The 21,799-nt window shown below is 49.6% G+C and carries 22 protein-coding genes; 10 read left to right on the forward strand and 12 right to left on the reverse strand.

Annotation, left to right across the window (positions count from 1 at the left end):
* Positions 1-25: 25 nt before the first annotated feature.
* The 3 genes from I0P70_RS01585 to I0P70_RS01595 all read right to left on the reverse strand — a co-directional run bounded on the left by I0P70_RS01585 (position 26) and on the right by I0P70_RS01595 (position 3,506).
* Positions 26-490: a Fur family transcriptional regulator gene (locus tag I0P70_RS01585; protein ID WP_196114454.1), complete on the reverse strand. Its 465-nt coding sequence runs from the start codon at positions 488-490 to the stop codon at positions 26-28.
* Between the two features lie 515 nt (positions 491-1,005).
* Positions 1,006-1,779, reverse strand: coding sequence for an enoyl-CoA hydratase-related protein (locus tag I0P70_RS01590; RefSeq protein ID WP_196114455.1), 774 nt, complete (start codon positions 1,777-1,779; stop codon positions 1,006-1,008).
* A gap of 461 nt (positions 1,780-2,240) precedes the next feature.
* Positions 2,241-3,506: an aspartate kinase gene (locus tag I0P70_RS01595; RefSeq protein ID WP_196114456.1), complete on the reverse strand. Its 1,266-nt coding sequence runs from the start codon at positions 3,504-3,506 to the stop codon at positions 2,241-2,243.
* A 92-nt stretch (positions 3,507-3,598) separates the two neighbouring features.
* Here I0P70_RS01595 and fbp point away from each other — a divergent pair, with 92 nt between their 5' ends.
* Positions 3,599-4,624 carry a class 1 fructose-bisphosphatase gene (fbp, locus tag I0P70_RS01600; protein WP_196114457.1) on the forward strand — a complete coding sequence of 342 codons (1,026 nt, stop codon included), beginning with the start codon at positions 3,599-3,601 and terminating at the stop codon, positions 4,622-4,624.
* On the opposite strand, the gene I0P70_RS01605 is transcribed toward fbp, so the two are convergent.
* The 4 genes from I0P70_RS01605 to yihA all read right to left on the reverse strand — a co-directional run bounded on the left by I0P70_RS01605 (position 4,621) and on the right by yihA (position 6,578).
* A complete protein-coding gene (locus tag I0P70_RS01605; RefSeq protein WP_196114458.1) occupies positions 4,621-4,929 on the reverse strand; it encodes a hypothetical protein in 309 nt (102 codons plus the stop codon). The two genes, fbp and I0P70_RS01605, sit on opposite strands and share 4 nt — an antisense overlap.
* Before the next feature lie 70 nt (positions 4,930-4,999).
* Positions 5,000-5,482 (reverse strand): DUF5606 domain-containing protein, encoded by a 483-nt coding sequence (locus I0P70_RS01610; RefSeq protein WP_196114459.1) that lies wholly within the window; start codon positions 5,480-5,482, stop codon positions 5,000-5,002.
* 21 nt (positions 5,483-5,503) lie between these two features.
* Entirely contained in the window at positions 5,504-5,902 is a 399-nt protein-coding gene (locus I0P70_RS01615) for an energy transducer TonB (RefSeq protein WP_196114460.1), read from the reverse strand.
* A gap of 73 nt (positions 5,903-5,975) precedes the next feature.
* Positions 5,976-6,578 (reverse strand): ribosome biogenesis GTP-binding protein YihA/YsxC, encoded by a 603-nt coding sequence (yihA, locus tag I0P70_RS01620; protein WP_007658261.1) that lies wholly within the window; start codon positions 6,576-6,578, stop codon positions 5,976-5,978.
* A 509-nt stretch (positions 6,579-7,087) separates the two neighbouring features.
* Here yihA and I0P70_RS01625 point away from each other — a divergent pair.
* The 5 genes from I0P70_RS01625 to I0P70_RS01645 all read left to right on the forward strand — a co-directional run bounded on the left by I0P70_RS01625 (position 7,088) and on the right by I0P70_RS01645 (position 11,774).
* A complete protein-coding gene (locus tag I0P70_RS01625) occupies positions 7,088-9,097 on the forward strand; it encodes an OmpA family protein (protein WP_196114461.1) in 2,010 nt (669 codons plus the stop codon).
* 138 nt (positions 9,098-9,235) lie between these two features.
* Positions 9,236-9,958, forward strand: coding sequence for a bifunctional demethylmenaquinone methyltransferase/2-methoxy-6-polyprenyl-1,4-benzoquinol methylase UbiE (ubiE, locus tag I0P70_RS01630; RefSeq protein WP_007658259.1), 723 nt, complete (start codon positions 9,236-9,238; stop codon positions 9,956-9,958).
* Positions 9,907-10,662: a porin family protein gene (locus I0P70_RS01635; RefSeq protein ID WP_230391929.1), complete on the forward strand. Its 756-nt coding sequence runs from the start codon at positions 9,907-9,909 to the stop codon at positions 10,660-10,662. Before ubiE ends, I0P70_RS01635 begins: the two co-directional genes overlap by 52 nt.
* A 1-nt stretch (position 10,663) precedes the next feature.
* Complete coding sequence (locus I0P70_RS01640; RefSeq protein WP_196114462.1) at positions 10,664-11,416, forward strand: SDR family NAD(P)-dependent oxidoreductase; 753 nt, start codon at positions 10,664-10,666, stop codon at positions 11,414-11,416.
* 97 nt (positions 11,417-11,513) lie between these two features.
* Positions 11,514-11,774, forward strand: coding sequence for a hypothetical protein (locus I0P70_RS01645; protein WP_196114463.1), 261 nt, complete (start codon positions 11,514-11,516; stop codon positions 11,772-11,774).
* A gap of 65 nt (positions 11,775-11,839) precedes the next feature.
* Here I0P70_RS01645 and I0P70_RS01650 read toward each other — a convergent pair whose 3' ends face one another.
* From I0P70_RS01650 to typA, 4 genes are all read right to left on the reverse strand, one after another.
* Entirely contained in the window at positions 11,840-12,568 is a 729-nt protein-coding gene (locus I0P70_RS01650) for a hypothetical protein (protein ID WP_196114464.1), read from the reverse strand.
* Positions 12,520-13,467 (reverse strand): hypothetical protein, encoded by a 948-nt coding sequence (locus I0P70_RS01655; protein ID WP_196114465.1) that lies wholly within the window; start codon positions 13,465-13,467, stop codon positions 12,520-12,522. The genes I0P70_RS01650 and I0P70_RS01655 overlap by 49 nt, the downstream gene beginning before the upstream one ends.
* Positions 13,468-13,506: 39 nt before the next feature.
* Positions 13,507-15,108 carry a hypothetical protein gene (locus I0P70_RS01660; protein WP_196114466.1) on the reverse strand — a complete coding sequence of 534 codons (1,602 nt, stop codon included), beginning with the start codon at positions 15,106-15,108 and terminating at the stop codon, positions 13,507-13,509.
* 645 nt (positions 15,109-15,753) lie between these two features.
* Complete coding sequence (typA, locus tag I0P70_RS01665) at positions 15,754-17,565, reverse strand: translational GTPase TypA (protein ID WP_196114467.1); 1,812 nt, start codon at positions 17,563-17,565, stop codon at positions 15,754-15,756.
* A 213-nt stretch (positions 17,566-17,778) separates the two neighbouring features.
* Here typA and msrB point away from each other — a divergent pair, with 213 nt between their 5' ends.
* The 3 genes from msrB (at position 17,779) to I0P70_RS01680 (ending at position 19,268) form a co-directional block, all read left to right on the forward strand.
* Positions 17,779-18,327, forward strand: a complete 549-nt coding sequence (msrB, locus tag I0P70_RS01670; protein WP_196114468.1) for a peptide-methionine (R)-S-oxide reductase MsrB — start codon at positions 17,779-17,781, stop codon at positions 18,325-18,327.
* A 251-nt stretch (positions 18,328-18,578) separates the two neighbouring features.
* A complete protein-coding gene (locus I0P70_RS01675) occupies positions 18,579-18,842 on the forward strand; it encodes a hypothetical protein (protein ID WP_230391930.1) in 264 nt (87 codons plus the stop codon).
* Positions 18,843-18,932: 90 nt separating this feature from the next.
* The gene (locus I0P70_RS01680; RefSeq protein ID WP_196114469.1) at positions 18,933-19,268 is read left to right on the forward strand and encodes a hypothetical protein; all 336 of its coding nucleotides are present in this window, start codon (positions 18,933-18,935) and stop codon (positions 19,266-19,268) included.
* Positions 19,269-19,311: 43 nt separating this feature from the next.
* On the opposite strand, the gene I0P70_RS01685 is transcribed toward I0P70_RS01680, so the two are convergent.
* Positions 19,312-19,566, reverse strand: a complete 255-nt coding sequence (locus I0P70_RS01685; RefSeq protein ID WP_196114470.1) for a hypothetical protein — start codon at positions 19,564-19,566, stop codon at positions 19,312-19,314.
* 162 nt (positions 19,567-19,728) lie between these two features.
* On the opposite strand from I0P70_RS01685, the gene metG reads away from it, so the two are divergent.
* The gene (metG, locus tag I0P70_RS01690) at positions 19,729-21,768 is read left to right on the forward strand and encodes a methionine--tRNA ligase (RefSeq protein ID WP_196114471.1); all 2,040 of its coding nucleotides are present in this window, start codon (positions 19,729-19,731) and stop codon (positions 21,766-21,768) included.
* The last annotated feature ends 31 nt before the right edge of the window (positions 21,769-21,799 follow it).

The raw sequence follows: 21,799 nt of genomic DNA on the forward strand, positions 1-21,799 counted from the left end.
TGTTTTTATTGGGTTTTGAAAAAATCTATTTAGATACTCGTGTAATACTAATCTTTTTGTCGGGCTCCACTTTGCATCCTGTCAGCTGCACCGAAAAGCCTTTAATCTCGAAGTTCTCGAGCTTTCGCTCACTAAAGAACTTGAGCAGTAACTGCTCCAACTCCTCGTCCTCAAAATCAACGATCTCCTTGGTCTTGCTGCAATAGATATGGCTATGCGTCATCGTATTGGAGTCGTAACGTTTGCTGCCCTGTTCTGACACCACCCGACGCAGCATACCTGTTTCGGTAAAGGTGTCCAGCGTTTTGTAGACCGTGCCCAGCGAGATTGTTGGGTTAGCTGGTCTTAATCGCTGAAAGATATCCTCTGCCGTCGGATGTGACCCGTGCAACTCTGTTACCGCTTCGAGCACAACAATGCGCTGGTGCGTGGCCTTCAGGCCGCACTCTATCAGGCTTTGTCGTATTTCGTCTCGGGTCAGGTGTTGCATACTGCAGATAAGAATGATTCTTAACTAGGAATAGTTCCGCAAAGGTATAGCTTCTCTTTAAGAATTAAAAGTGAAGCACTAAAAGTTGTTCGTGAATGGGGGAACTTTGAGTGGGAAAGATGTTTAGGTGTTAGAGAGTTAAGGAATTGGAAAGTCTAAACCGTAGTGAGATAACTCGGCAACATTGTGAGCTAAGAAATACTACCGTTTGCCTGTAGGGACAAATGGGACCTGTCAGAAGTATACACTTGCCATAGCTGACTATGCCCTCGCTCGCGTCCCGCGAGTGTGAGTTATCAGGCGGACTCTGGCCGCTTTCATTTGTGTCTCAGGCACAGGTGGGATGCTGCCGAATTACGCACACTCGCGGGATGAGAACGAGCGTGTTAATAATATATGTCATTTCGAATGCAATGAGAAATCTGAAATAGTGTAACACCCTATCCAGATTTCTCATTGCATTCGAAATGACAAGAAGAGTTTAACTCCTAAACTCTCAAACTCCTCAACTCAAATTAGCGTCCCTTAAACTCCGGCTTGCGCTTCTCTACAAAGGCGTTCATGCCTTCGGTTTGGTCTTCAGAGGCGAAGCAGAGGTAGAAGTTCTTGCGCTCGAAGTGCAGGCCTTCATCGAGGTTGGTTTCAAAAGAGCGATTCACGGATTCTTTGGCTAGCTTGGCGGCAACAGGTGACATCTGCGCTACTTCACCAGCCAGTTTAAAAGCTTCTTCCAGGTATAGCTCCACTGGCACCACGCGGTTGATCAGGCCATGCTTCTCAGCTTCGTCGGCACTCATGAACTTGCCGGTCAGTACCATTTCCATGGCTTTGGCTTTGCCGATGGCTTTGGTCAGGCGCTGCGTACCGCCAGCACCTGGCATCACACCAATCTTAATCTCTGGCTGGCCAAACTGTGCCGTTTCTGAAGCTACGATCATGTCACAGGTCATAGCTAGTTCACAACCGCCACCCAGCGCAAAACCGGATACGGCTGCAATGATGGGTTTCTTAGTTTTGCGAATTTGATCCCAGGTAGAGAACTGGTCGATGTTTAGCATGTCGATAGCCGTTTTACCAGTCATTTGCTTAATGTCGGCACCAGCAGCGAAGGCACGCTCGTTGCCCGTGATGATGATCGCACGCACGTCGTCGTTATCGTCCAGCTCTTTCAGAGCGTCGCGCATTTCGCCCATTAGTTGCAGGTTCAAAGCATTAAGTTCTTTGGGGCGGTTCAGCTGGATAAGGGCCACGTGCGGACGGGCCTGTGGGGTAACAAGTATAAATTCCATAGTTTAGTCGATGTTAGTTTCGGACTAAGTTACGGCTTTTGAAGAAATCAGAAAAAGGAGAATTGAAAGACTAAGAAACTAGAATAACTTGAGCATTTGCGGAGATAGTGTTAAGTGTGAGGTTCCCCTCCCGGGTAGGGGCCACTACTGTTAGAAACCTGTGGAAGAATTGTTATCTGGCCATTGAGGCTGAATACAGGAAGCGAAACTGTCCCCTTGAGGGGACCATAGGGGTGTAAAAGGCTGCTGTTTTGCTATTTGGTTTCTGCTCTGAATGGTCTTCGGCCTACAGAACTCCCCCTTTAGTCCCCTCAAGGGGACAGTTTTAATTGGTAGAAACTAGCTTAGATGCCTTGTAGAGCCCGTTTTAAAGGTTTCGAACAGTAGTGGGTAGGGGCCCTCTTAAAGGTTAAGAAGGGGCAGGGGGGTAGGCAAGGATTTATTATGAATGCTTATTGAAATTACCTACAGACTACCTGAAAGGTCGTTCTGGTCCGCTGTTCCAGCAGCACCTCTTTGCCTTTGGTGATTTCCTGTATACTAGCGTTGTCGTAGTTCTTGATCGTGAACAGCTGGAGCCCTGTATTGTAATGGATCGTGAACTGATCTTTTAATGTGTCCAGTAGCTTCTGCAGTCGCTCATCATTGTAATCAGTACAGATCGAAAACGAAATAGCCGAGTTCTGCATCAGGTTGATCTTGAGCCGCAGCTCCGACAAAGCATTGAAAATGGTACCCAGGTTCTTTTCGCTGATGAAGGTGAAGTCCTTGGCACTGAAGGATACCAGGCACTGTTTGTCTTTCACAATAAATGCCGGCGCCAGTTTCTCGAAGCGGCAGTCACAGATCTTGGTGCCTTTGGCCGTCGGGTCCAGGAAGGATTTTACATACAGTGGGATTGACTTATTGGCCAGCGGCTTGATCGTCTTCGGGTGAATCACGGATGCACCGTAGTAAGCCATTTCGACTGTCTCCTGGTAGTCCAACTCGCGGTAGCGCACGGTATTGGCAAAGCGCTTTGGGTCAGCGTTGAGCAGACCGGCTACGTCTTTCCAGATATAAAGTCCTGCTGCATCGAGGCAGTAAGCAAAGATGGCACCGCTGAAATCAGAGCCCTCGCGGCCAAGGGTCGTGGTGAGGCCATTGTTGGTGCCACCCAAGAAGCCCTGCGTCACGATAATTTGTTGCGCCAGTATACCTGGCAAATCGCGTTTGATCACGCGCTCCGTCCAGGCCCAGTCTACGCGGGCTTCCCGCCAAGTATTATCTGTTTGGATATATTTCCGGCTGTCTATCCAGGTGCTGGCTATACCTTGTTCCTGCAAAAAATAATGCACTATAACAGAAGATATTAACTCACCAAAACTCACCACCTGGTCATAGCCTTTGTCGTAATTGGAGGCTGGCTGGCCTTTAGAAGACTGCAGCACCTGCTGCAATTGAGCGAACAGATGTTCGAGTCGTTCGTATACAGGGTGTTCCCGGTTCGGAAAAAGCTCATTAACAATAGATAGATGGTATTGGCGGCTCTGCAGAAGGGCTTCGCTGAAACTTTGCCCCGCAGTGGCCAGTTCGTATACCTGTTCCAGGGCATTGGTCGTTTTGCCCATAGCGGACACAACCAGAAGCAGTTCTTTTTCGCCGCCCTGCGCGGATACAATGTGAGCCAGATTTTGCAGTGCAACGGCATCTTTTACAGAAGCGCCACCAAACTTAAATACTTTCATCAATTGAGACTATTACTGCGTAAATGTAAGTATCCTTCGGTTATGTTTCAAAATATCATATTTTTGTAGCTATATATTTAAATTTCACCATAATGAATGACAAACTAGCGCTTCCTGTCGGTACCACACTTGACAGGTTTATCATGAGAAAGCAGGAGGACTTCCCTTTTGCGACCGGAGAACTTTCGCAGTTGCTGCGCGACATAGCCCTGGCAGCCAAGATTGTAAACCGTGAAATTAACCGTGCCGGCCTGATCGATGTGACAGGTGCCTACGGTCAGCAGAACGTGCAGGGAGAAGAACAGCAGAAACTCGACGTGATCGCCAACATCCGCTTCATACGCGCCCTTCGTAACGGAGGCGAGGTGTGTGCCATCATTTCAGAGGAAGAGGACGAAATCATTCATACAGGCAACCTCAAAGGCAAGTACATCGTGGCCATCGACCCGTTGGACGGCTCTTCTAACATCGACGTGAACGTATCTATCGGTACCATCTTCTCTATTTACCGCCGTGTGTCTGAGGTAGGCACAGAGGGTACAATGGAAGACTGCATGCAGAACGGCACCCACCAGATCGCAGCTGGCTATGTTGTATATGGCTCCTCTACGATGCTGGTGTACACGACAGGCCATGGCGTGAACGGCTTTACTTATGAGCCATCGCTGGGTGAATTTTTCCTGTCTCACCCAAACATGTGCACTCCAAAAACAGGTACGATCTACTCTTGCAACGAGGGTGGTTACAACAGCTTCCCGGAGGGCATTAAAAACTACCTGAGCTATTGCAAAGAGAACGGTTACTCGGGCCGCTACATCGGTTCGCTGGTGTCTGATTTCCACCGTAACCTGATCAAGGGCGGGGTATACATTTATCCGTCTACAGCCAAAGCGCCTAACGGCAAATTGCGTCTGCTGTACGAGTGCAACGCCTTGGCTTTCATTGCAGAGCAGGCAGGTGGCAAGGCGTCTGACGGCAAGAGCCGCATCATGGAAGTAGAGCCAACCGAATTGCACCAGCGCTCTCCGCTGATCATCGGATCTGCCGAAATGGTAGATAAGGTGGAGGCGTTCATGAAAGCGGAAGTGAATAAAAAAGAGGAGGTTACAGCTAATTAATTCTGGCTATACCGGAAGCGGATCTGAGCTTTAAGCAGTTCGCGCTCCACAATCAAACGGGCTATGTTTTCGGCTACTTCTTCTTCGGAGGCCGCGAGCATAGCCTGTTTTACTTTACGCTCCTCCACATCGATGCGGTAAAGTATATGCAGGAGCTGGTTCAGGTTATGCCGGAGCAGGTATAGCACCATGCGGGACACCTCCTGTATTAAGTCGTTTTCCTGGGAAGGCAGCCGGTGCTCTGATTCAAACACCCGTTGCAGCTGTCGTGCGGCACTTGCAAGTAGGGCAGGAGAGTAAGTCATAGCTGTAAGCGTAAGGTATAGCGATAAAAAAAAGCCCTCCGGACAGGAGGGCTTTTCTATGGGTTGGATTTTACTTTTTGGTTTTTTTTGCCTTTGATTCAGCCTTTTCTTCTGTTTCGGCTTCTTCGCCGCTTTCCTCTGAAGCAGCTTCCTCGCCTGCTGTAAAACCAATGTGCTGGTTCGCAATGCTATACCAGGCTGCGAGTTTCTTCATGTCAGAAACATACACGCGGTCTTCGTCATAGTCAGGCAGCACGTCCGACATAAAGCTCTTCAGCTCCTCATCAGATGGCTTGTCGCCGAAAGGCAGCTCCCCGTTATATTTCTGGTGGATGCGGTCCATCACATCAGCCAAGGGCACGGTTGCTTCCTCGTCGTTGGTGTAGATCGAGATCTCGTCCAGCAGCGACATGCGGTGACGCGCCTGGGCTACCATGCGGGTAGGCTTGTCAGAAAGGCTCTCTACGATTACGCCATTGCGTGTTGGCTTTACGATGCGGTAAAGTCCGCTCATGCCGGCAATGGCTGCAACTTGTCTTAAATCAATAGGCATAATCAGGTATAAAACTGTTGGTTATAGTTTAAACATTATGGGCACACTGGCCACCATGCCGAAGCCGGGGCCGGGTGCTTTGAATTTCAGCATCTTGGCAATTCGCAAGGCCTCCTCTCCGGTGCCTGCGCCTGCATTTTTCAGCACTCTGAAGCCTGAGGTGGAGCCGTCTTCATTCAGCGTAAAGCTGACGATGCACTCGCCCTGCACCCGGTTGCGGCGGGCCAGAGCCGGGTACTGTATCTGCTTGTCGATGAACTTATACATGGCCTCCTGGCCACCTTTGTAGTACTCCGCCACAGGTATAGACTTGGACGGCATCCATACTTCCTTTTCCGTTGCCGTGTCGGCTGATTGAGCAGAAGCGGCAAAGGTCATAAAGGCAAATAAAAGAAACAAAATTGAGATTCTACTTTTCATAAGGGTAAAGAATTTAAGTTTGAGTTGGTGCACACCTGGCAAGTCTTCCCCCAAACCGCATACCCTGTGGCAATTAGTATTGCACCTGTGCGTTTACCTCTTCTATAAATTGAAGGATCTCTTCGCGACCTGTTCTTTTTTCTGCAGAGGTTTTGAACATGCGGGGAAGTTCATCCCAGGTTTCCTGCATCTTACGGGCATACGCGGCTATGGTTGAGTCGGTCTTGGTGGCTGACTGCTTGTCGGTTTTGGTGAACACGATCACAAAAGGAACGCCGAGCTCGCCCAGATGTTGCATAAAGTCGAGGTCAACCTTCATGGGCTCGTGCCGTGAGTCGATGAGCACAAACACGCAGGTAAGGTTTTCCCGCTTCTGCATGTAATAGTTGATCATCTTGCGCCACTGTTCCCGCGACTCCTTGCTCACTTTGGCATAGCCGTAGCCTGGCAAATCGACTAGGTACCACTGGTCGTTGATCAGGAAGTGATTGATGAGCTGTGTTTTGCCCGGAGACTGGGAGGTCTTGGCCAGCCCTTTCTGCTCGGTAAGCATGTTGATAAGCGAGGACTTGCCCACATTGGAGCGGCCGATAAAGGCATACTCCGGTTTGTTAGGTTCCGGGCATAAGTCAACCCGGGTATTACTTATTAAAAATTTTGCTTCTTTGATAACCATGCAGTTGCTAGCTTAAGTCACCAAGCCTGTAGTTGACTTGCTGATGTGGCAATTATAATTTACGATGTGCGAAGTGCCCGGGATATGAGCACATAGCTTATTTGTCAAAATTACTATTATTTTGGCAAACTTAATTTCAGCCAGGCTGTAGAGTGGGCTTCACAGGCGGGGGAGGGCATCTAAGTTAGATGAAATCCAAAATCGTTTTAATAAATAATCAAGAAAGCTATATAGTTTATATGTATATTTTAATATATTTGCTCTCTGTTCTTGAATTGGGTTACTGTGTCAGTATATAAAAATAGATATTAGTGTATCTATTGTAGCGATAGTAGCGTAAGGGGGAAGTTGTTGGGATGTGGGAAGGAAAGAAAATAACACAATAGAATAAAGGGAGTGAACCGCCAGCATACCAGATCAATTGGGCGGAGAAACCTTTACTACGTTCTTCAAGAAAAGATTAACACATATTTCCATACAATCAATAAGTATAACAAACCCTTTACAGCATGAATAATTTAGCCAAATTATTTTCACGGCTTTCATTAGCGCTGGCGGTTACCTGTGTGAGTGCTTACACAGTAGACGCACAGAGCAACAGAAAGCTGGTACGGACTGGAAACAAATTTTTTGACCGTGAAAACTACCGCGCTGCCCTGCCATATTATGAGCAAGTGCTGGCCAATGACCCAAACAACGCTGAAGCCCTCTACTTTGCGGGTATCAGCTACATGACTTTCGATAAGGAGAAAGCAGCAGAATACATCAACAAAGCACAGTCTGTAAAGCCTAACGTTGACCGTGATATTGAGTACTGGCTGGGCCGTATCAACCACATCAACTACCGTTTCGACGATGCCATCAAGCATTACCAGGCGTATATCCCGAATATCCGTAAGCGTGATGACTGGCGTCGTGAGGAAGTGGCCATGCTGATTCAGCAGAGCCGCAACGCACAGAAAGAGGTTGCTAACCCGAAAGACATCTTTGTAAAGAACCTGGGTGGTGTGGTAAACTCTGAGTTCTCTGAGCACAGCCCGGTAATCTCTTCTGATGACAACTATCTGTTGTTCACGTCGCGTAGTGCCGGTAACAACCAGAGTGGCTCTAAAGCTTCTGATGGTGAGTACTTTGAAGATATCTACGAGACACGCCGTATCCAGGGTGACGAGTGGGAGCAGCCACGCTCTATCGCTGGTAACCTGAAGAGCTCTGGCCACGATGCTTCTATCCAGCTGTTCGACAACGATACCAAAATGCTGCTGTACCGTTCTGTAAACAACGGTGACATCATGTACTCAGAGCGTCAGGCGGATGGTTCATGGGGCGATGCCAAGAGCATTGGTTCTAACATCAACACAGCTGACTTTGAGTCTGATGCTTTCATTACGCCAGACAACCAGCGCCTGTACTTCTCAACCAGCCACTACTCTGAAGACGGTGACCTGGATATCTACGTATCGCAGCGTCAGCGCAACGGTGAGTGGGGCAAGCCACGCAACGTAGGTGCCGCTATCAACACCAAATTTGATGACGACAGCCCGTACATGGCTGCTGACGGATCGCTTTACTTTGCATCACGCGGTCACAACACCATGGGTGGATATGACATCTTCGTGGCCAAATATGACTCAGTGGCCAAGCGTTTCGCTCGTCCCGAGAACCTGGGTTACCCGGTAAACACACCAGACGATGATACCTACTACCGCCTGAGCCCAGACGGAAGCTACGCATACCTGTCTTCTTACCGCATTGGTGGTTACGGTGAAAAGGATATCTACACCATCAACTACATCCGTGCTGCCCGTGTGACGGGTCGTGTATATGCTTCTAACGACAGCCTGGCTATACCTGGCCTGGAGCTTGTTTTCAACGGTCAGCAGGCTGACAAGCGTCCGATCTCTTACCGTGATGTGACCAAGCAGGAAGACGGTCTGTATGACCTGCGCATCCTTTCTGGCCGTACTTACCAGGTAGAGATTTCCAAAGACGGCGAGGTGCTGAAAACAGAAGCATTCGAAATGCCGATGTCATTGAACGATACTACAACGTTTGAGCAGAACTTCTACATCGACTTCGGTGATGACACTACCCGTGTAACTTCAGCACCTACGTTGGCAGACAGAGGCACAACTACAGACAAGGCCGCTACCATGGAGTTCAAGAACATCTACTACGACACCGACAAGTACGAACTGCGTGCTGAGTCTATTCGTGAGCTGGATGCCGTGGCAGCCTTCATGAAAGCCAACCCTAATGTGAACGTAAGCATCGAAGGTCATACTGACTCACGTGCAAGTGAACAATATAACATGACACTCGGTGAAAACCGTGCCAACGCTGCCTTCGATTACCTGGTGCAGCAGGGCATCTCTCCGCGCAGACTGGTAACTGTAAGCTACGGTGAGCGCCGTCCTACAGCGCCAAACAACTCTTCTGCTAACATGCAGCTGAACAGAAGAACTGAGTTCAGAATCATCCAGCGCCAGGATACACAGCAGGAAGTGCCTGTAAACTAACCTGAGCAATCATGCTGAATAAATAAAAAAACAGGCTGGGCACACGCTCAGCCTGTTTTTTTATAATAATGGAACATATACTGTGCATAATAGTTACAGGTACAGTATTTTTGTTCTTTTATTACATAAGCATAACCCATGGCGGTAGTACCCTACAAAGACCAGAATAACGACAAGAAATCGCAGGTTGCGCAGATGTTTGACAACATTGCGGGCAAATACGATTTTCTGAACCACTTCCTGAGTGCTGGCATCGACATCGTTTGGCGCAAAAAGGCCGTGAGCCTGCTCAAAGCCGAGAAGCCAAAGCAAATGCTGGATATTGCAACTGGCACAGCCGATTTTGCGATTGAAGCACTGAGCCTCAACCCTGATAAAATTACGGGTGTTGACATTTCGGAAGGGATGCTGGCCGTGGGGCGTGAAAAGCTGAAGCGCAAAGGACTGACAAATAAGATCGAGCTACGGTACGGTGATTCCGAGAACCTGCCGTTTGAGGACAATAGTTTCGATGCGATCACGGTAGCGTTTGGGGTGCGTAACTTCGAAAACCTGAAGCAGGGCCTGTCGGAGATGCGACGTGTGCTCAAGCCGGGCGGTACAGCCGTGGTGCTGGAGTTTTCCAAGCCGCAGAGCTTCCCGATGAAACAGCTGTATCAATTTTATTTTAAGAATATACTACCGATGGTAGGTAAATTCGTTTCTAAGGACCGTGCCGCCTATACCTACCTGCCCGAGTCAGTGCAGGCTTTCCCGGACGGCAGGGAATTCCTGAGTATCTTTGAAGAAGTTGGCTTTAAACAAACAAAATGGCATTCACTCACATTTGGCATCAGCTCTATCTACACCGGCAAAAAATAAGTTTTGCGGTACTTCTTTTTGTTTTGATGGCAGGTACCACGCAGGTACAGGCTCAGAACCAGAAAGTAATGGGCGAAAACAAACCAGGCTATGACGAAAAGCGCATACACTACGGATTTTACCTGGGTATGTCTTATTCGAAGTACTACATTGAGCATTCACAGGCTTATGTGGATCAAATTACTAACGGCACGAAAGTAAACACGATGAACAGCCTGGGATTTTATCCTGGTCTGGTGTTGAACGTGCGCCTGTTTGAATACCTGGATGCCCGTTTCGTACCTGGTGTGGGCTTCTATGGCCGCAGCATTGACTTTGAAAGAAACGTGGAAGGTGAAGAAGGCGGCAACTTCGATAACACTACATTTGCCTCACCAGTGATCGAGCTGCCCCTGTTGCTCAAATACAGAGCGAAACGTCGCGGCAACTTCAGGATGTACATGGTGGGTGGTGTAAAAGCCAGCCGTATGCTGGGGAATACAACCCATACGCAGAATGGCAACCTGCTGCAGGTTAACCGCAACGACTTATCTGTAGAGTATGGCGTGGGGCTGGATATCTTTTATCCATTCTTTAAGTTTGCACCTGAGCTGCGTTACTCTCACGGACTAATGGACCAGAAAAGTACTGCTGGTGGAGAGTACAGTCCGCTGATCGACAGAATGACTACCCGAAACGTTTCCTTAATCTTCCACTTCGAATAACATGGCACGCATTGCACTTGTAACAGGAGCTACATCAGGTATAGGCCGTGCTACGGCGTTTGCTCTGGCCAAAGCAGGCTATCACATCATTGCAACTGGTCGTAGGGCAGAGCGCCTGCAAGAGCTAAAAGAGCAGATCACGGAGGTGCCGGTGCATACGCTAGCTTTTGATGTGCGCGACCGTGAGGCCGTGCAAGAGGCTATCAGTAGCCTGCCTGCCGACTGGAAAGGTATAGACGTGCTGGTAAACAATGCCGGTAATGCCCACGGTCTGGCGCCGGTACAGAGCGGCAACATAGCCGACTGGGACGCCATGCTCGATATCAATGTGAAGGGGCTGCTCTATGTAACTCACGCTGTACTCCCCCTGATGCTCAACCGCAAAAAGGGCCATATTATCAACATTGGGTCTATTGCTGGCAAAGAGGTGTATGCCAATGGCAACGTGTACTGTGCTTCTAAATTTGCGGTAGACGCCATCTCCAAAGGAATGCGCATTGACCTGATACAGGAAGGTATTAAAGTATCGGAAGTGAACCCAGGCCTGGTAGAGACGGAGTTCTCTGAGGTGCGCTTTAAAGGCGACAGAGAACGTGCTGCCGGTGTTTACCAGGGCTATGAGCCACTTCGTGCAGATGATATTGCTGACCTGATCACCTTTATGGTGACGCGTCCTGCCCATGTGAACATCGCTGAAGTGCTTATCTTACCGGCTGCACAGGCATCTGCCACGGTGCTGAACAAGCAGCTGTAGCCCTCTTCTTCGACAACCCACCCTTGCGGGCAATCGTACCTACAAGGGAAACGTCCGTAAGAGTTGCGGACCTGAGTTGAAGAAAAACAGAAGAGATATGGCTAATAACAAAGATAACCAGAACAGACAGAAACCTGACAGTAACGCGAACTCGCAGCCAATGCCAGACGAGTTTTCAAATGAGGCAAACCACAAAGGAGCAGTAGACCTGGGCACGGATGGCACAAAGGCCACGGCCAGCCAGCAACAGGGCCAGGGAGCCTGGGGAGCCAAAGACAAAGATAACCGTACAGGTAGCCGAAGCGGCAGCGGTGGCGGAAGCCAGGGATCCCAAAACAAAACAGGTAAGGAAGATTAATCTATAAAACACAAAAAAGGAGCCGGCTATACCTAGCCGGCTCCTTTTTTGTGCCCAGTTGTCCGCTAGTCAAGGTAATAGCGCAACAGCCATCCCTCTGCGTCAAACTGGTTAGCGGCAGGACTCTGCTCTGTTTTTTGGCGGGTACCTTTGCTCAGGTCATAAGTGTTGCGGTATTCCGTGTCCTCTATCCTAATGCGACGGGCCATGGGCTTGCTTCCTTTTACGGTATAGCTATCTTCCCCGGCGCCGCCCCATATCCTGATTTTTATCTTAGGCCGCACTTCCCCCTTCACTACAAACTCGTCATTGCCGTTGAGGCCGTACAGGTGTATCTCTTTTGTGTCCTTGGCCTGAAATATACGGTCAAAGAGCTGTCTTCGCTCTTCGCCATCTTTCTTGGTCTTGTATACCTGAACCCGCACTTCGTTTGCAGACAGCACCTCTATTTCAAAGCGCTCGTGCTTGTCAGACCCAACCACAACGGCTTCCCTCATTAAACTCTTGTAATATTTTTGAACTGATTTGCCCAGCTTGTCCCGGCGAGACTTTAGTTGGTTCATAATGGGAGACGCTGTGAGTTGATAAATGGTGTCGGGCATTTGCCGGAAAGACTGCTCGATCACTTCATCTGTTAGCGCACTACTGACGCTGTCTGCTACTTCTGTCCAGTCCTGGTATGTGAGGCCGGCGAGTATGGTTTCATCCAGGTTGCGCCCGCTTCTGTTCAGGTCATCCAGGTTTGTCAGGTTATCGCTGTAAGTCTGAAAGTGCTTCTTAAGACCAGTGCGCATAAAGAGCCAGGGGATGATCGCATCATTGAGCTTAAAAACACATTGTCACGGTCACGGGGCACGGCCTGGTATACCTTTACACCGTTCTGCTTATACTGCGCCCAGCGCCAGTTGTCTTCATGTCGGCTCCAGTCACCGATCAGCATGTCGAAGAGGCGGGCCCGCAGGTAGTATCGGGCGTCTATATCACTATTGTTCTCAAAAAAGCGGTCCTTGAGCATGGCCCTGGTGCTTTTAATATTCTCAGAGCTTCCCATACCTGGCTCATCAGACAGGTCATCATCAGGTCTGATCTCAAACAGGGCAACCATGCCGCCGAAGTTTTCCAGGTACTCACCTAGTCTGGGATCGTGCGGTATGTAGACCAGTTCTGGCTTCGTGTGGTGTATGCCGATGGCCTCGGCCATGGGTGGCAGCACGATAGCGGCATAAGGGTGCGTAGCCGAAGTGGCATCCCGTATGATGTTAGCCGCATAGCTTTGCTGCCACCTTTCGGGCAGGGCAGTGGCGGGATCTTTGTCAACAGAGCGGAGCACGTACTCTTTACCCTCCGGGTTCTCGAGGCGAAGGTTCATTGTCTGTCGGCTACCACCTTGCTGTGTTGGTGTCAGGCCCCCTTTTTCAGTGCCCAGGTCAAGCACACGGAAAGAGACAGGAACAGTCCAGGCGGGGCGGTAGTGCTTGCCATAGAAGAACGTGTGCAGGCGGCTGCGACCATAGTGTTCGCCCACAGCTACTGTCACGGTGCTATCACTGTAGTCAGGTATACCTGCTGTTGATTGAGACGGGGGTGGAACCTGCTGCAGGCTATGCGTATACTTGTTGCCGATGCAGCCGCTAACAAGCATCGCAGATAATAGACTGATCAGGAATGGTAACCGGTGGTAGGAGGGGCGCATGGGTGTTGGTAAGTTCGTGGGCTGGTGGTGCTGGTTTACTTATTTGTTCCCTTCCCTGTCAAAAGCATGTACTCTCACATCGCGGGTGGTTTTGTCTACCGTCTCAGGTCCAAATTCTATCTCGTTGCCACGTTTGGTGTCATACACAATTGTTTTCCGGCGCCAGCTGTTCACCCGCGATTTGTCCTTTATTTCATCTTCACCGCGGCCACCCACAATCACTACACGGATGCCCTTATTCACTTCGCCACTCACCTCAAACTCATCATCCTCAGCCAGACCGTACAGCGAGATCTGCTTTGTTTCGCTGCGCTTGAATACTCGGTGGTATACCTGCTTGTCGTCTGACAAGCGTGTCACTTTTACAGATGTTTCTTCGTCGTTCAGGCGCTCTACTTCAAAGCGTTCCTCCTTGTCAGTGCCTACCACAAGCGGATCTTTGGCCAGGTGCATGTAAAACTCCCGCGCTGCCTGGGGTAACAGGTCGCGACGACTCTTCAGGGTGCGAATGGTTTGCTCCCCGATCTGTGCGTATACCTTGGGCGGGAACTGCCTGACAGCCCTTTCGATTACCTCATCCGTTAATGCGGCCTGCAGCTCAGCAGCCAGGTCCTGGTAGTCCTGTAGGGTAAGTTCATTTAGACCGCGGCTGTCGATGAAAGTAGCATTCATCATCAAAGCATACACATCCTTATACTTTGGATCGAAGGACTCGAACTTACGTATGGCCCACTTACGGCTAAACAGCCAGGTAATGACACCGTCATCAAACTTAAAGAAGGCATTGTCACGGTCTTTCGGAATAGCCCGGTAGTGCTTGTTATTGCCGTCGTCATATACTGCCCATTCCCACTGGCCTGCGTGGCGGTCCCAGTCATTGATGAACAAGTCGAAAAGACGGGCACGGGCAAATTCGCGCTGATCGATAAAGTGATCATCGTCTCCGAACCGCTTTCTCAGCATCTTTTTGGAGCCGGCAATATCAGTCGCATCGCCAAGCATAGGCGTAATGGTGCGTTCGCTGTCATATTTTTCCTCGATCATAAACACGCCATCCTGAAACCGGTCACTGTACTGGCCGAAAGTAGTGTCGTTGGGGAGCACATAAACCAATTCGGGCTTGGAGTGTGCTATACCCGCAGCCTCTGCCATGGTAGGCAGCACAATAGCGGCATAGGGGTTTATGGCTGAGGTCTGGTCGCGGAGCACATCAGCAACAAAGGTATTGCGCCAGAACTTGGGCAGTATACCGGCCGGGTCTTTGTCCAGGGAACGCAGGGCGTAGGTAAAGCCATTGTCATCTATCAAGGTAAGGCTGGTGGTCTGCATGCCTCCCCCGAGCTTTTCGATGGAGAGCCCGCCCTTGGCTGTTTTCATATCAAACACCTTGACAGTAACGGGAGTGGCCCATACGTCGCGGTAATGCTTGCCCCAGAAGAAATTGTGAAATCCAGTGCGCTTGTAGTGCTGGCCAGCCATCACGGTTACACTGTCTACATCAGTAGGGGAAGCAGCCTTCAGCTGCTGATAGCGGTCCTGGTCAACAACGGGTGTTTTAGCGAAGAAATTCTTGCGGGCACAACCCGAAGAAAATAGAACAATGCACGTGAGTGATAAAACGTGCAGGTAGTAGCTTTTCATGCAGAGTATGTTATCAAATTTGTCTGCCTATCTAACGTAAATCAGCGTTAATGTTTACAGGCAGACGAATGATATATGGTACAAACCAGATTTTAGTACAAAAGCATGCTATCAGGATGGCATGCTTTTGTGGACTATCGGTCTTTTGTCTCTTTCTCTGAAAGCTCTGTTCCCCGATTTAATCTTGTGTTTTTTACTGCGTTGAAATCATCGGGCGTTTGGTTAATCTCTACATTAGGTACTAGCGTACTGAGACTAGCTTCTGTCAGGGAAGCAAATGTGTGTAGCTGAAGTGATGTTGAAGACATTGGTCCGCTTGTCATAGTTTACAGATGCATGCAGCCCCTGCCCAAAGCCTTCAATAAAAATGGATTTTTTATGACCTTCAGACAATGTCGTATGAGCATTTACTAAGAAAGTGCAGCTAGCCAGGGATAGTAAAAGGAGTAATTTCCTCATCAAGTTTGATTTAGATGGTATAAGGTACGGCATGCCAAAGCAGGTATGGCTATTCTGTGTCTGGAAGAGCTCGGTTGCTTTCGGATAGTCAATGTGCCTTAAACTTAATGCTTTACGAACCTCTAAAACAAAAAGCCCCGACCAGATATACCGGTCGGGGCTTTAATTAATGAGGATAGGCTATACCTACGCTACTTCTTCTTTCTTGCTCATGCGGTTACGCTCGTTCTCGTCGAGGTAGATCTTACGCATACGCAGGCTCTTTGGCGTCACTTCCAGGTACTCATCCTTCTGGATGTATTCCATGGCTTCTTCCAGCGAGAAGTTCTTAGCAGGAGCGATCTTGGTGTTGTCGTCAGAACCAGAAGCACGCATGTTCGTCAGCTTCTTGCCCTTCTGGATGTTCACCGTGATATCGTTCTGGCGGTTGTGCTCACCGATTACCTGACCCATGTATACATCTACACCCGGATCAACGAAGAATACACCTCTGTCCTGCAGTTTGTCGATAGAGTAAGCAGTACCAGGACCTGTTTCCATTGAGATGATAGAACCGTTGTTACGGCCAGGTATAGCACCTTTGTACGGCTCGTAGGCCAGGAAGCGGTGGTTCATGATCGCCTCACCAGCAGTGGCCGTCAGCACGTTGTTACGCAGGCCGATCAGACCGCGGGCTGGGATGTTGAACTCCAGGTGCTGTAGGTCGCCTTTTGGCTCCATGATCGTCAGTTCACCTTTACGCATCGATACCAGCTCGATTACCTTACCAGCAGTTTCTTCCGGCACGTCTACTACCAGGTGCTCGATTGGCTCGTGGCGCTGACCATCGATTTCTTTATAAATTACCTGTGGCTGACCAACCTGCAGTTCGTAACCTTCACGACGCATCGTTTCGATCAGTACTGACAAGTGAAGGATACCACGACCAAATACCAGGAAGGTGTCTTCACGGTCGGTTTCCTGTACGCGCAGGGCCAGGTTTTTCTCAGTTTCTTTGAACAGGCGGTCACGCAGGTGGCGCGATGTCACGAACTTGCCCTCTTTACCGAAGAAAGGAGAGTTATTGATCGTGAAGAGCATGTTCATGGTAGGCTCGTCAATAGAGATACGCTCCATTGCCTCAGGGTTCTCTGCATCAGCGATAGTATCACCAATGTCGAAGCCCTCTATACCTGTCACAGCGCAAATCTCGCCGGCAGATACTTCCTGTACCGTTTTCTTGCCAAGGCCTTCAAAAACCTGAAGTTCTTTGATACGACCTTTCTTAATGCTACCATCTGCCTTCATCAAGCTAATCGGCATACCTTCTTTCAGCGTACCACGGTGCACACGACCGATAGCGATACGTCCTACGAAAGAAGAGTAGTCAAGTGAAGTGATCTGCATTTGCGGCGTTCCTTCACGGAATGGAGCGGCAGGGATCACATCAATGATAGCATCCAGCAGTGGCGTGATGTTATCAGTTGGCTGCGTCCAGTCAGTGCTCATCCAACCCTGCTTCGAAGAACCGTAAAGCGTCGTGAAGTCCAGCTGGTCTTCTGTAGCCTCCAGGTTGAACATCAGGTCGAACACCTGCTCGTGCACTTCATCAGGACGGCAGTTTTCTTTGTCTACTTTGTTTACTACTACGATCGGCTTCAGGCCCAGCTGAATCGCTTTGCCCAATACGAAACGTGTCTGTGGCATGGCACCTTCGAAGGCATCCACCAAAAGGAGTACACCATCAGCCATCTTGAGTACACGCTCTACCTCACCGCCGAAGTCGGCGTGACCAGGTGTGTCGATGATGTTGATCTTAACATCCTTGTAACGAACCGATACGTTCTTGGAAACGATCGTGATACCGCGCTCGCGCTCCAGGTCATTGTTGTCCAGAATGAGGTCGTCAAAGTGCTGGTGGTCAGCAAATAGCTTTGAAGCGTGGATGATCTTGTCCACGAGCGTTGTCTTGCCGTGGTCTACGTGTGCGATAATCGCGATATTTCGAATATTTTGCATTGAATTGATTTTTCGAGGTGCAAAGGTATGAAAAAGCCTTCGCATTTATAGTAGTCCGCTCGAAATAAACAGGTTAGGTAATTATTAAATCTTCTCTCTCAGCACGATGACTAAGGTTATGGAGCAAACATTATGTGTGCTGGCTTTGTTCAATTAGGTATAAAATAATCAAAAGAGGCCTGTTTTTTGCTCTTGTACTACGTAAACAACTGTATGAAAATGTTTTATATCTATACCTTGCTGTTGCTGCTGAGCCTACCCGCCTGCGGACAACAGGACCAGCCTATCACCGATTCTGAAGCCATTGTGGCAGGATCGGAGGATGTAAGTGCCTCCCAAAACGGCAACTCAAAGAAATCAAAGCAAAGCTACGAGATCAACAAAACCGAAGCGGAATGGAAAAAGCAGCTTACACCTGAGCAATACTATGTACTGCGCAAGAAAGGAACAGAGCGGGCTTTCAGTGGAAAGTACAATGATCATAAAGAAAAAGGCGTCTATACCTGTGCTGCCTGCGGTAATGAAGTATTCGCCTCTGACACCAAGTTCGACTCCGGCACCGGCTGGCCAAGTTTCTTTAAACCGATCTCCAGCAAAAATGTGCGTGAAGTAGCTGACCGTAGCATGGGCATGGTGCGCACCGAAGTTGTCTGCGGTCGCTGCGGCGGACACTTAGGACATGTATTCGACGACGGACCTAAGCCAACCGGACTGCGTTACTGCCTCAACTCGGTAGCGTTAGGGTTTAAGAAAGCGGAGTAGGTTTAATTGTTAAATTATTGATGGTTAGGATGTTGTCTGAGATTGGTCAACCTGCCTCTGCTCTCAGCTGGGATTCTAATGCACGATTCGGAATGGTCGTGATCTGTACTTGCAAATCCCTTTAATCATCCAACAATTTAACCATTTAACAATTTAGCCCTTCAATCATCCCAAACTCATAACTCTCAAACTATTTAACTCTTAACTCTCTTACCCCGTATTTTCTATCCAACACTAACGAGACAACAGACATGAACAAACTACACTCCGAAGCGGATAATATAGAAAATGTGGCGCAGTGCATCATGGGTGCCTTCAGGGAACATAACATAGAGGCTGGCAGCGTGCTGTCGTACCAGGAGCTATACCCATACCTGCAGGAACGCTACCCTAAATACAAAGATGTGCAGAAAGAGGCTGAGCATCATCTAGCCAAGCTCGCCTGGGTGACGCCGGCACCTGAGGGCCTGATGCTCACACAGGTCGGGCAGCAGAACCTGAAGGATAATAATTAAGAGTACGTTCTTTTATACTTTTTCATCCGTATACATAGTATAAGGTGTTTTAACCGACATCTTTATTTTACTATTTTAAGACGAAACAAGATGAAAAGGTATAGAAGCTGGATAGGGGGCATCGTGCTGCTGGGGGCTATGAGCTGTACCTCGCTATCGGAAGGAGGGGGAGGTACTTTAGCGCCTGATCCTGGTCATACGCAGCGGGTCAGAGTAAGCGAAGGTGATCCGGTACGTAGGCAAATGTATGAGCAGGCAAGCGACATAAATCGCAAGCGCAACATTGAAGAGTACGATCGGAATGCGCCGGTTAACCTGCCTCCCGAAGTAAGGCCGCAGCAACTGCCCCATGCCCCAGTGGATTCCACACGGCACCGTGTCCTGCGTATACTTCCTACCAGGCCGCCAGTCGGTAATAATAACTAAGGTATAAACGAGAAGCGCTGCCCTTCCAGGCAGCGCTTCTCGTTTATTTATTCTTCTTGTCTTTATCCTTGTCTTTGTTGCGCAGGTCGCTCACGTCCTCCACTTCATCTTCCTCATCGGCCAGGTGCAGTTCGTCTGGCTCCAGGTCTACATAAACTTCATTACCGGGTGGTGTGGTCTCCGACTCACGGTCAGTGCCTTTGGGAGCAGGGTTCTTGCTTACTTTATTTCTGTCCTTGTCCTCGCCCAGATGGCCGCTGTCATTTTTCTTTTCGTGAAAATTATCTTTGTTCTTCATATACTTCAGGTGATTGGGTTCTTGATGATACAGATATAGCCGGTTTACCGTTTACGTAAAAGTGAAGGGCTAGTCAGTTTATACCTGCCATTTTTTTGGAATAGGGACAGTGTAGCCTATCAATCCGGCCGGTATTTGTATATTTGCGTTTTTACGAGAACTATGGCTGAAAACTATAAACGATATACTGTAACGGCAGCGTTGCCTTACGCGAACGGTCCGGTGCACATCGGTCACCTGGCGGGCGTATACCTGCCGGCTGACATCTATGTGCGCTACCTGCGTTCGCAGGACAGAGATGTGAAATTCATCTGCGGCTCCGACGAGCACGGGGTGCCAATCACGATCCGCGCCAAGAAAGAGGGCATCACGCCGCAGCAGGCCGTGGACAAGTACCACGAACTGATCAAGAAGTCGTTCGAGGATTTTAACGTATCCTTCGATATCTACTCCCGCACCTCTTCACAAACGCACCACGAAACGGCTTCTGACTTCTTCAAGAAACTGTATAACGACGGTAAGTTCATAGAGCAGACCACACAGCAGTACTACGACGAGAAGGCACAGCAATTCCTGGCTGACCGCTATATCGTGGGTACTTGCCCGAAGTGCGGCAACGAGAACGCCTACGGCGATCAGTGCGAGAGCTGCGGAACTTCCCTCAACGCCACCGACCTGATCAACCCGAAAAGCACGCTGAGTGGAGCAGTGCCCGTGATGCGCGAAACCAAACACTGGTACCTGCCACTGAACGAGTACGAGCCCTGGCTGCGCGAATGGATCGTGGAAGGCCACAAAGGCGACTGGAAGCCGAACGTGTACGGCCAGTGCAAAAGCTGGATCGACCAGGGACTGCAGCCACGTGCCGTTACCCGCGACCTCGACTGGGGCGTGCCCGTGCCAGTAGAAGGTGCCGAAGGCAAAGTGCTTTACGTGTGGTTTGATGCACCGATCGGTTACATCTCTGCCACCAAAGACCTGACGCCAGACTGGGAGAAATACTGGAAAGACCCGGAGTCGAAGCTGGTACATTTCATCGGCAAAGACAACATCGTGTTCCATTGCATCATCTTCCCGAGCATGCTCAAAGCACACGGCGACTACGTGCTGCCTGACAACGTGCCAGCCAATGAGTTCCTGAACCTGGAAGGCGACAAGATCTCCACGTCCCGCAACTGGGCCGTGTGGCTACACGAATACCTGGAGGAGTTTCCGGGCAAAGGTGATGTGCTGCGCTATACCTTGTGCGCCAACGCACCGGAAAGCAAAGACAACGATTTCACGTGGAAAGACTACCAGGCCCGTAACAACAACGAACTGTTAGCCATTCTGGGCAACTTTATCAACCGCGCTGTGGTGCTGACCCAAAAGTACTACAACGGCGAAGTGCCAGCCCGTGGCGAGCTGCAGGACTACGACAAAGAGGTGCTGGGTGTACTGGAAGGTATGCCGATGGTAATTGCCACCTACATCGAGCGCTACCGCTTCCGCGACGCCTTGAGCGAACTGATGAACCTGGCCCGCCTGGGTAACAAATACCTGGCCGACACCGAGCCCTGGAAACTGATCAAGACAGACGAGGAGCGCGTGAAAACCATCATGAACATTGCGCTGCAGATCTCAGGCAGTCTGAGCATTTTGATGGAGCCTTTCCTCCCAGAGTCGGCTGCTAAACTGCGCTCTATGCTGAGCATGAATCCTGGCAAGTGGGCTGCTGCCGGTGCTGCTGATCTGCTGCCGGCTGGCCACGTGATCGGTACGCCGGAGCTGATGTTCGAGAAAATCGAAGACGCGGCTGTGGATGCCCAGGTACAGAAACTCCTTGACACCAAGAAAGCCAACGAAGCAGCCAATGCCTTTGTGGAGCCAGCTAAGGAGAATATCACTTTTGAAGACTTCACCAAGATCGATATCCGTATCGGTACGATCATAGAGGCCGAGAAAGTGGCGAAGACCAAAAAACTGCTGAAGCTGAAGATTGATACAGGTATAGATCAGCGCACCGTGGTGAGCGGCATCGCCGAGTTCTTCAACCCGGATGAGATCATCGGGCAGCAGGTGAGCATTCTGGTGAACCTGGCGCCGCGCGAGATCAAAGGCATTACCAGCCAGGGCATGATCCTGATGGCCGAAAATGCAGATGGTTCGCTTGCCTTTGTGCAGCCAAGCAAAGAAGTAAAAAATGGCGGTACGGTGAGCTAAGCTATACCTGTCCAACATATAAAAAGCCCTT

Source organism: Pontibacter sp. FD36 (assembly GCF_015686655.1).
Classification (GTDB): Bacteria; Bacteroidota; Bacteroidia; order Cytophagales; family Hymenobacteraceae; genus Pontibacter.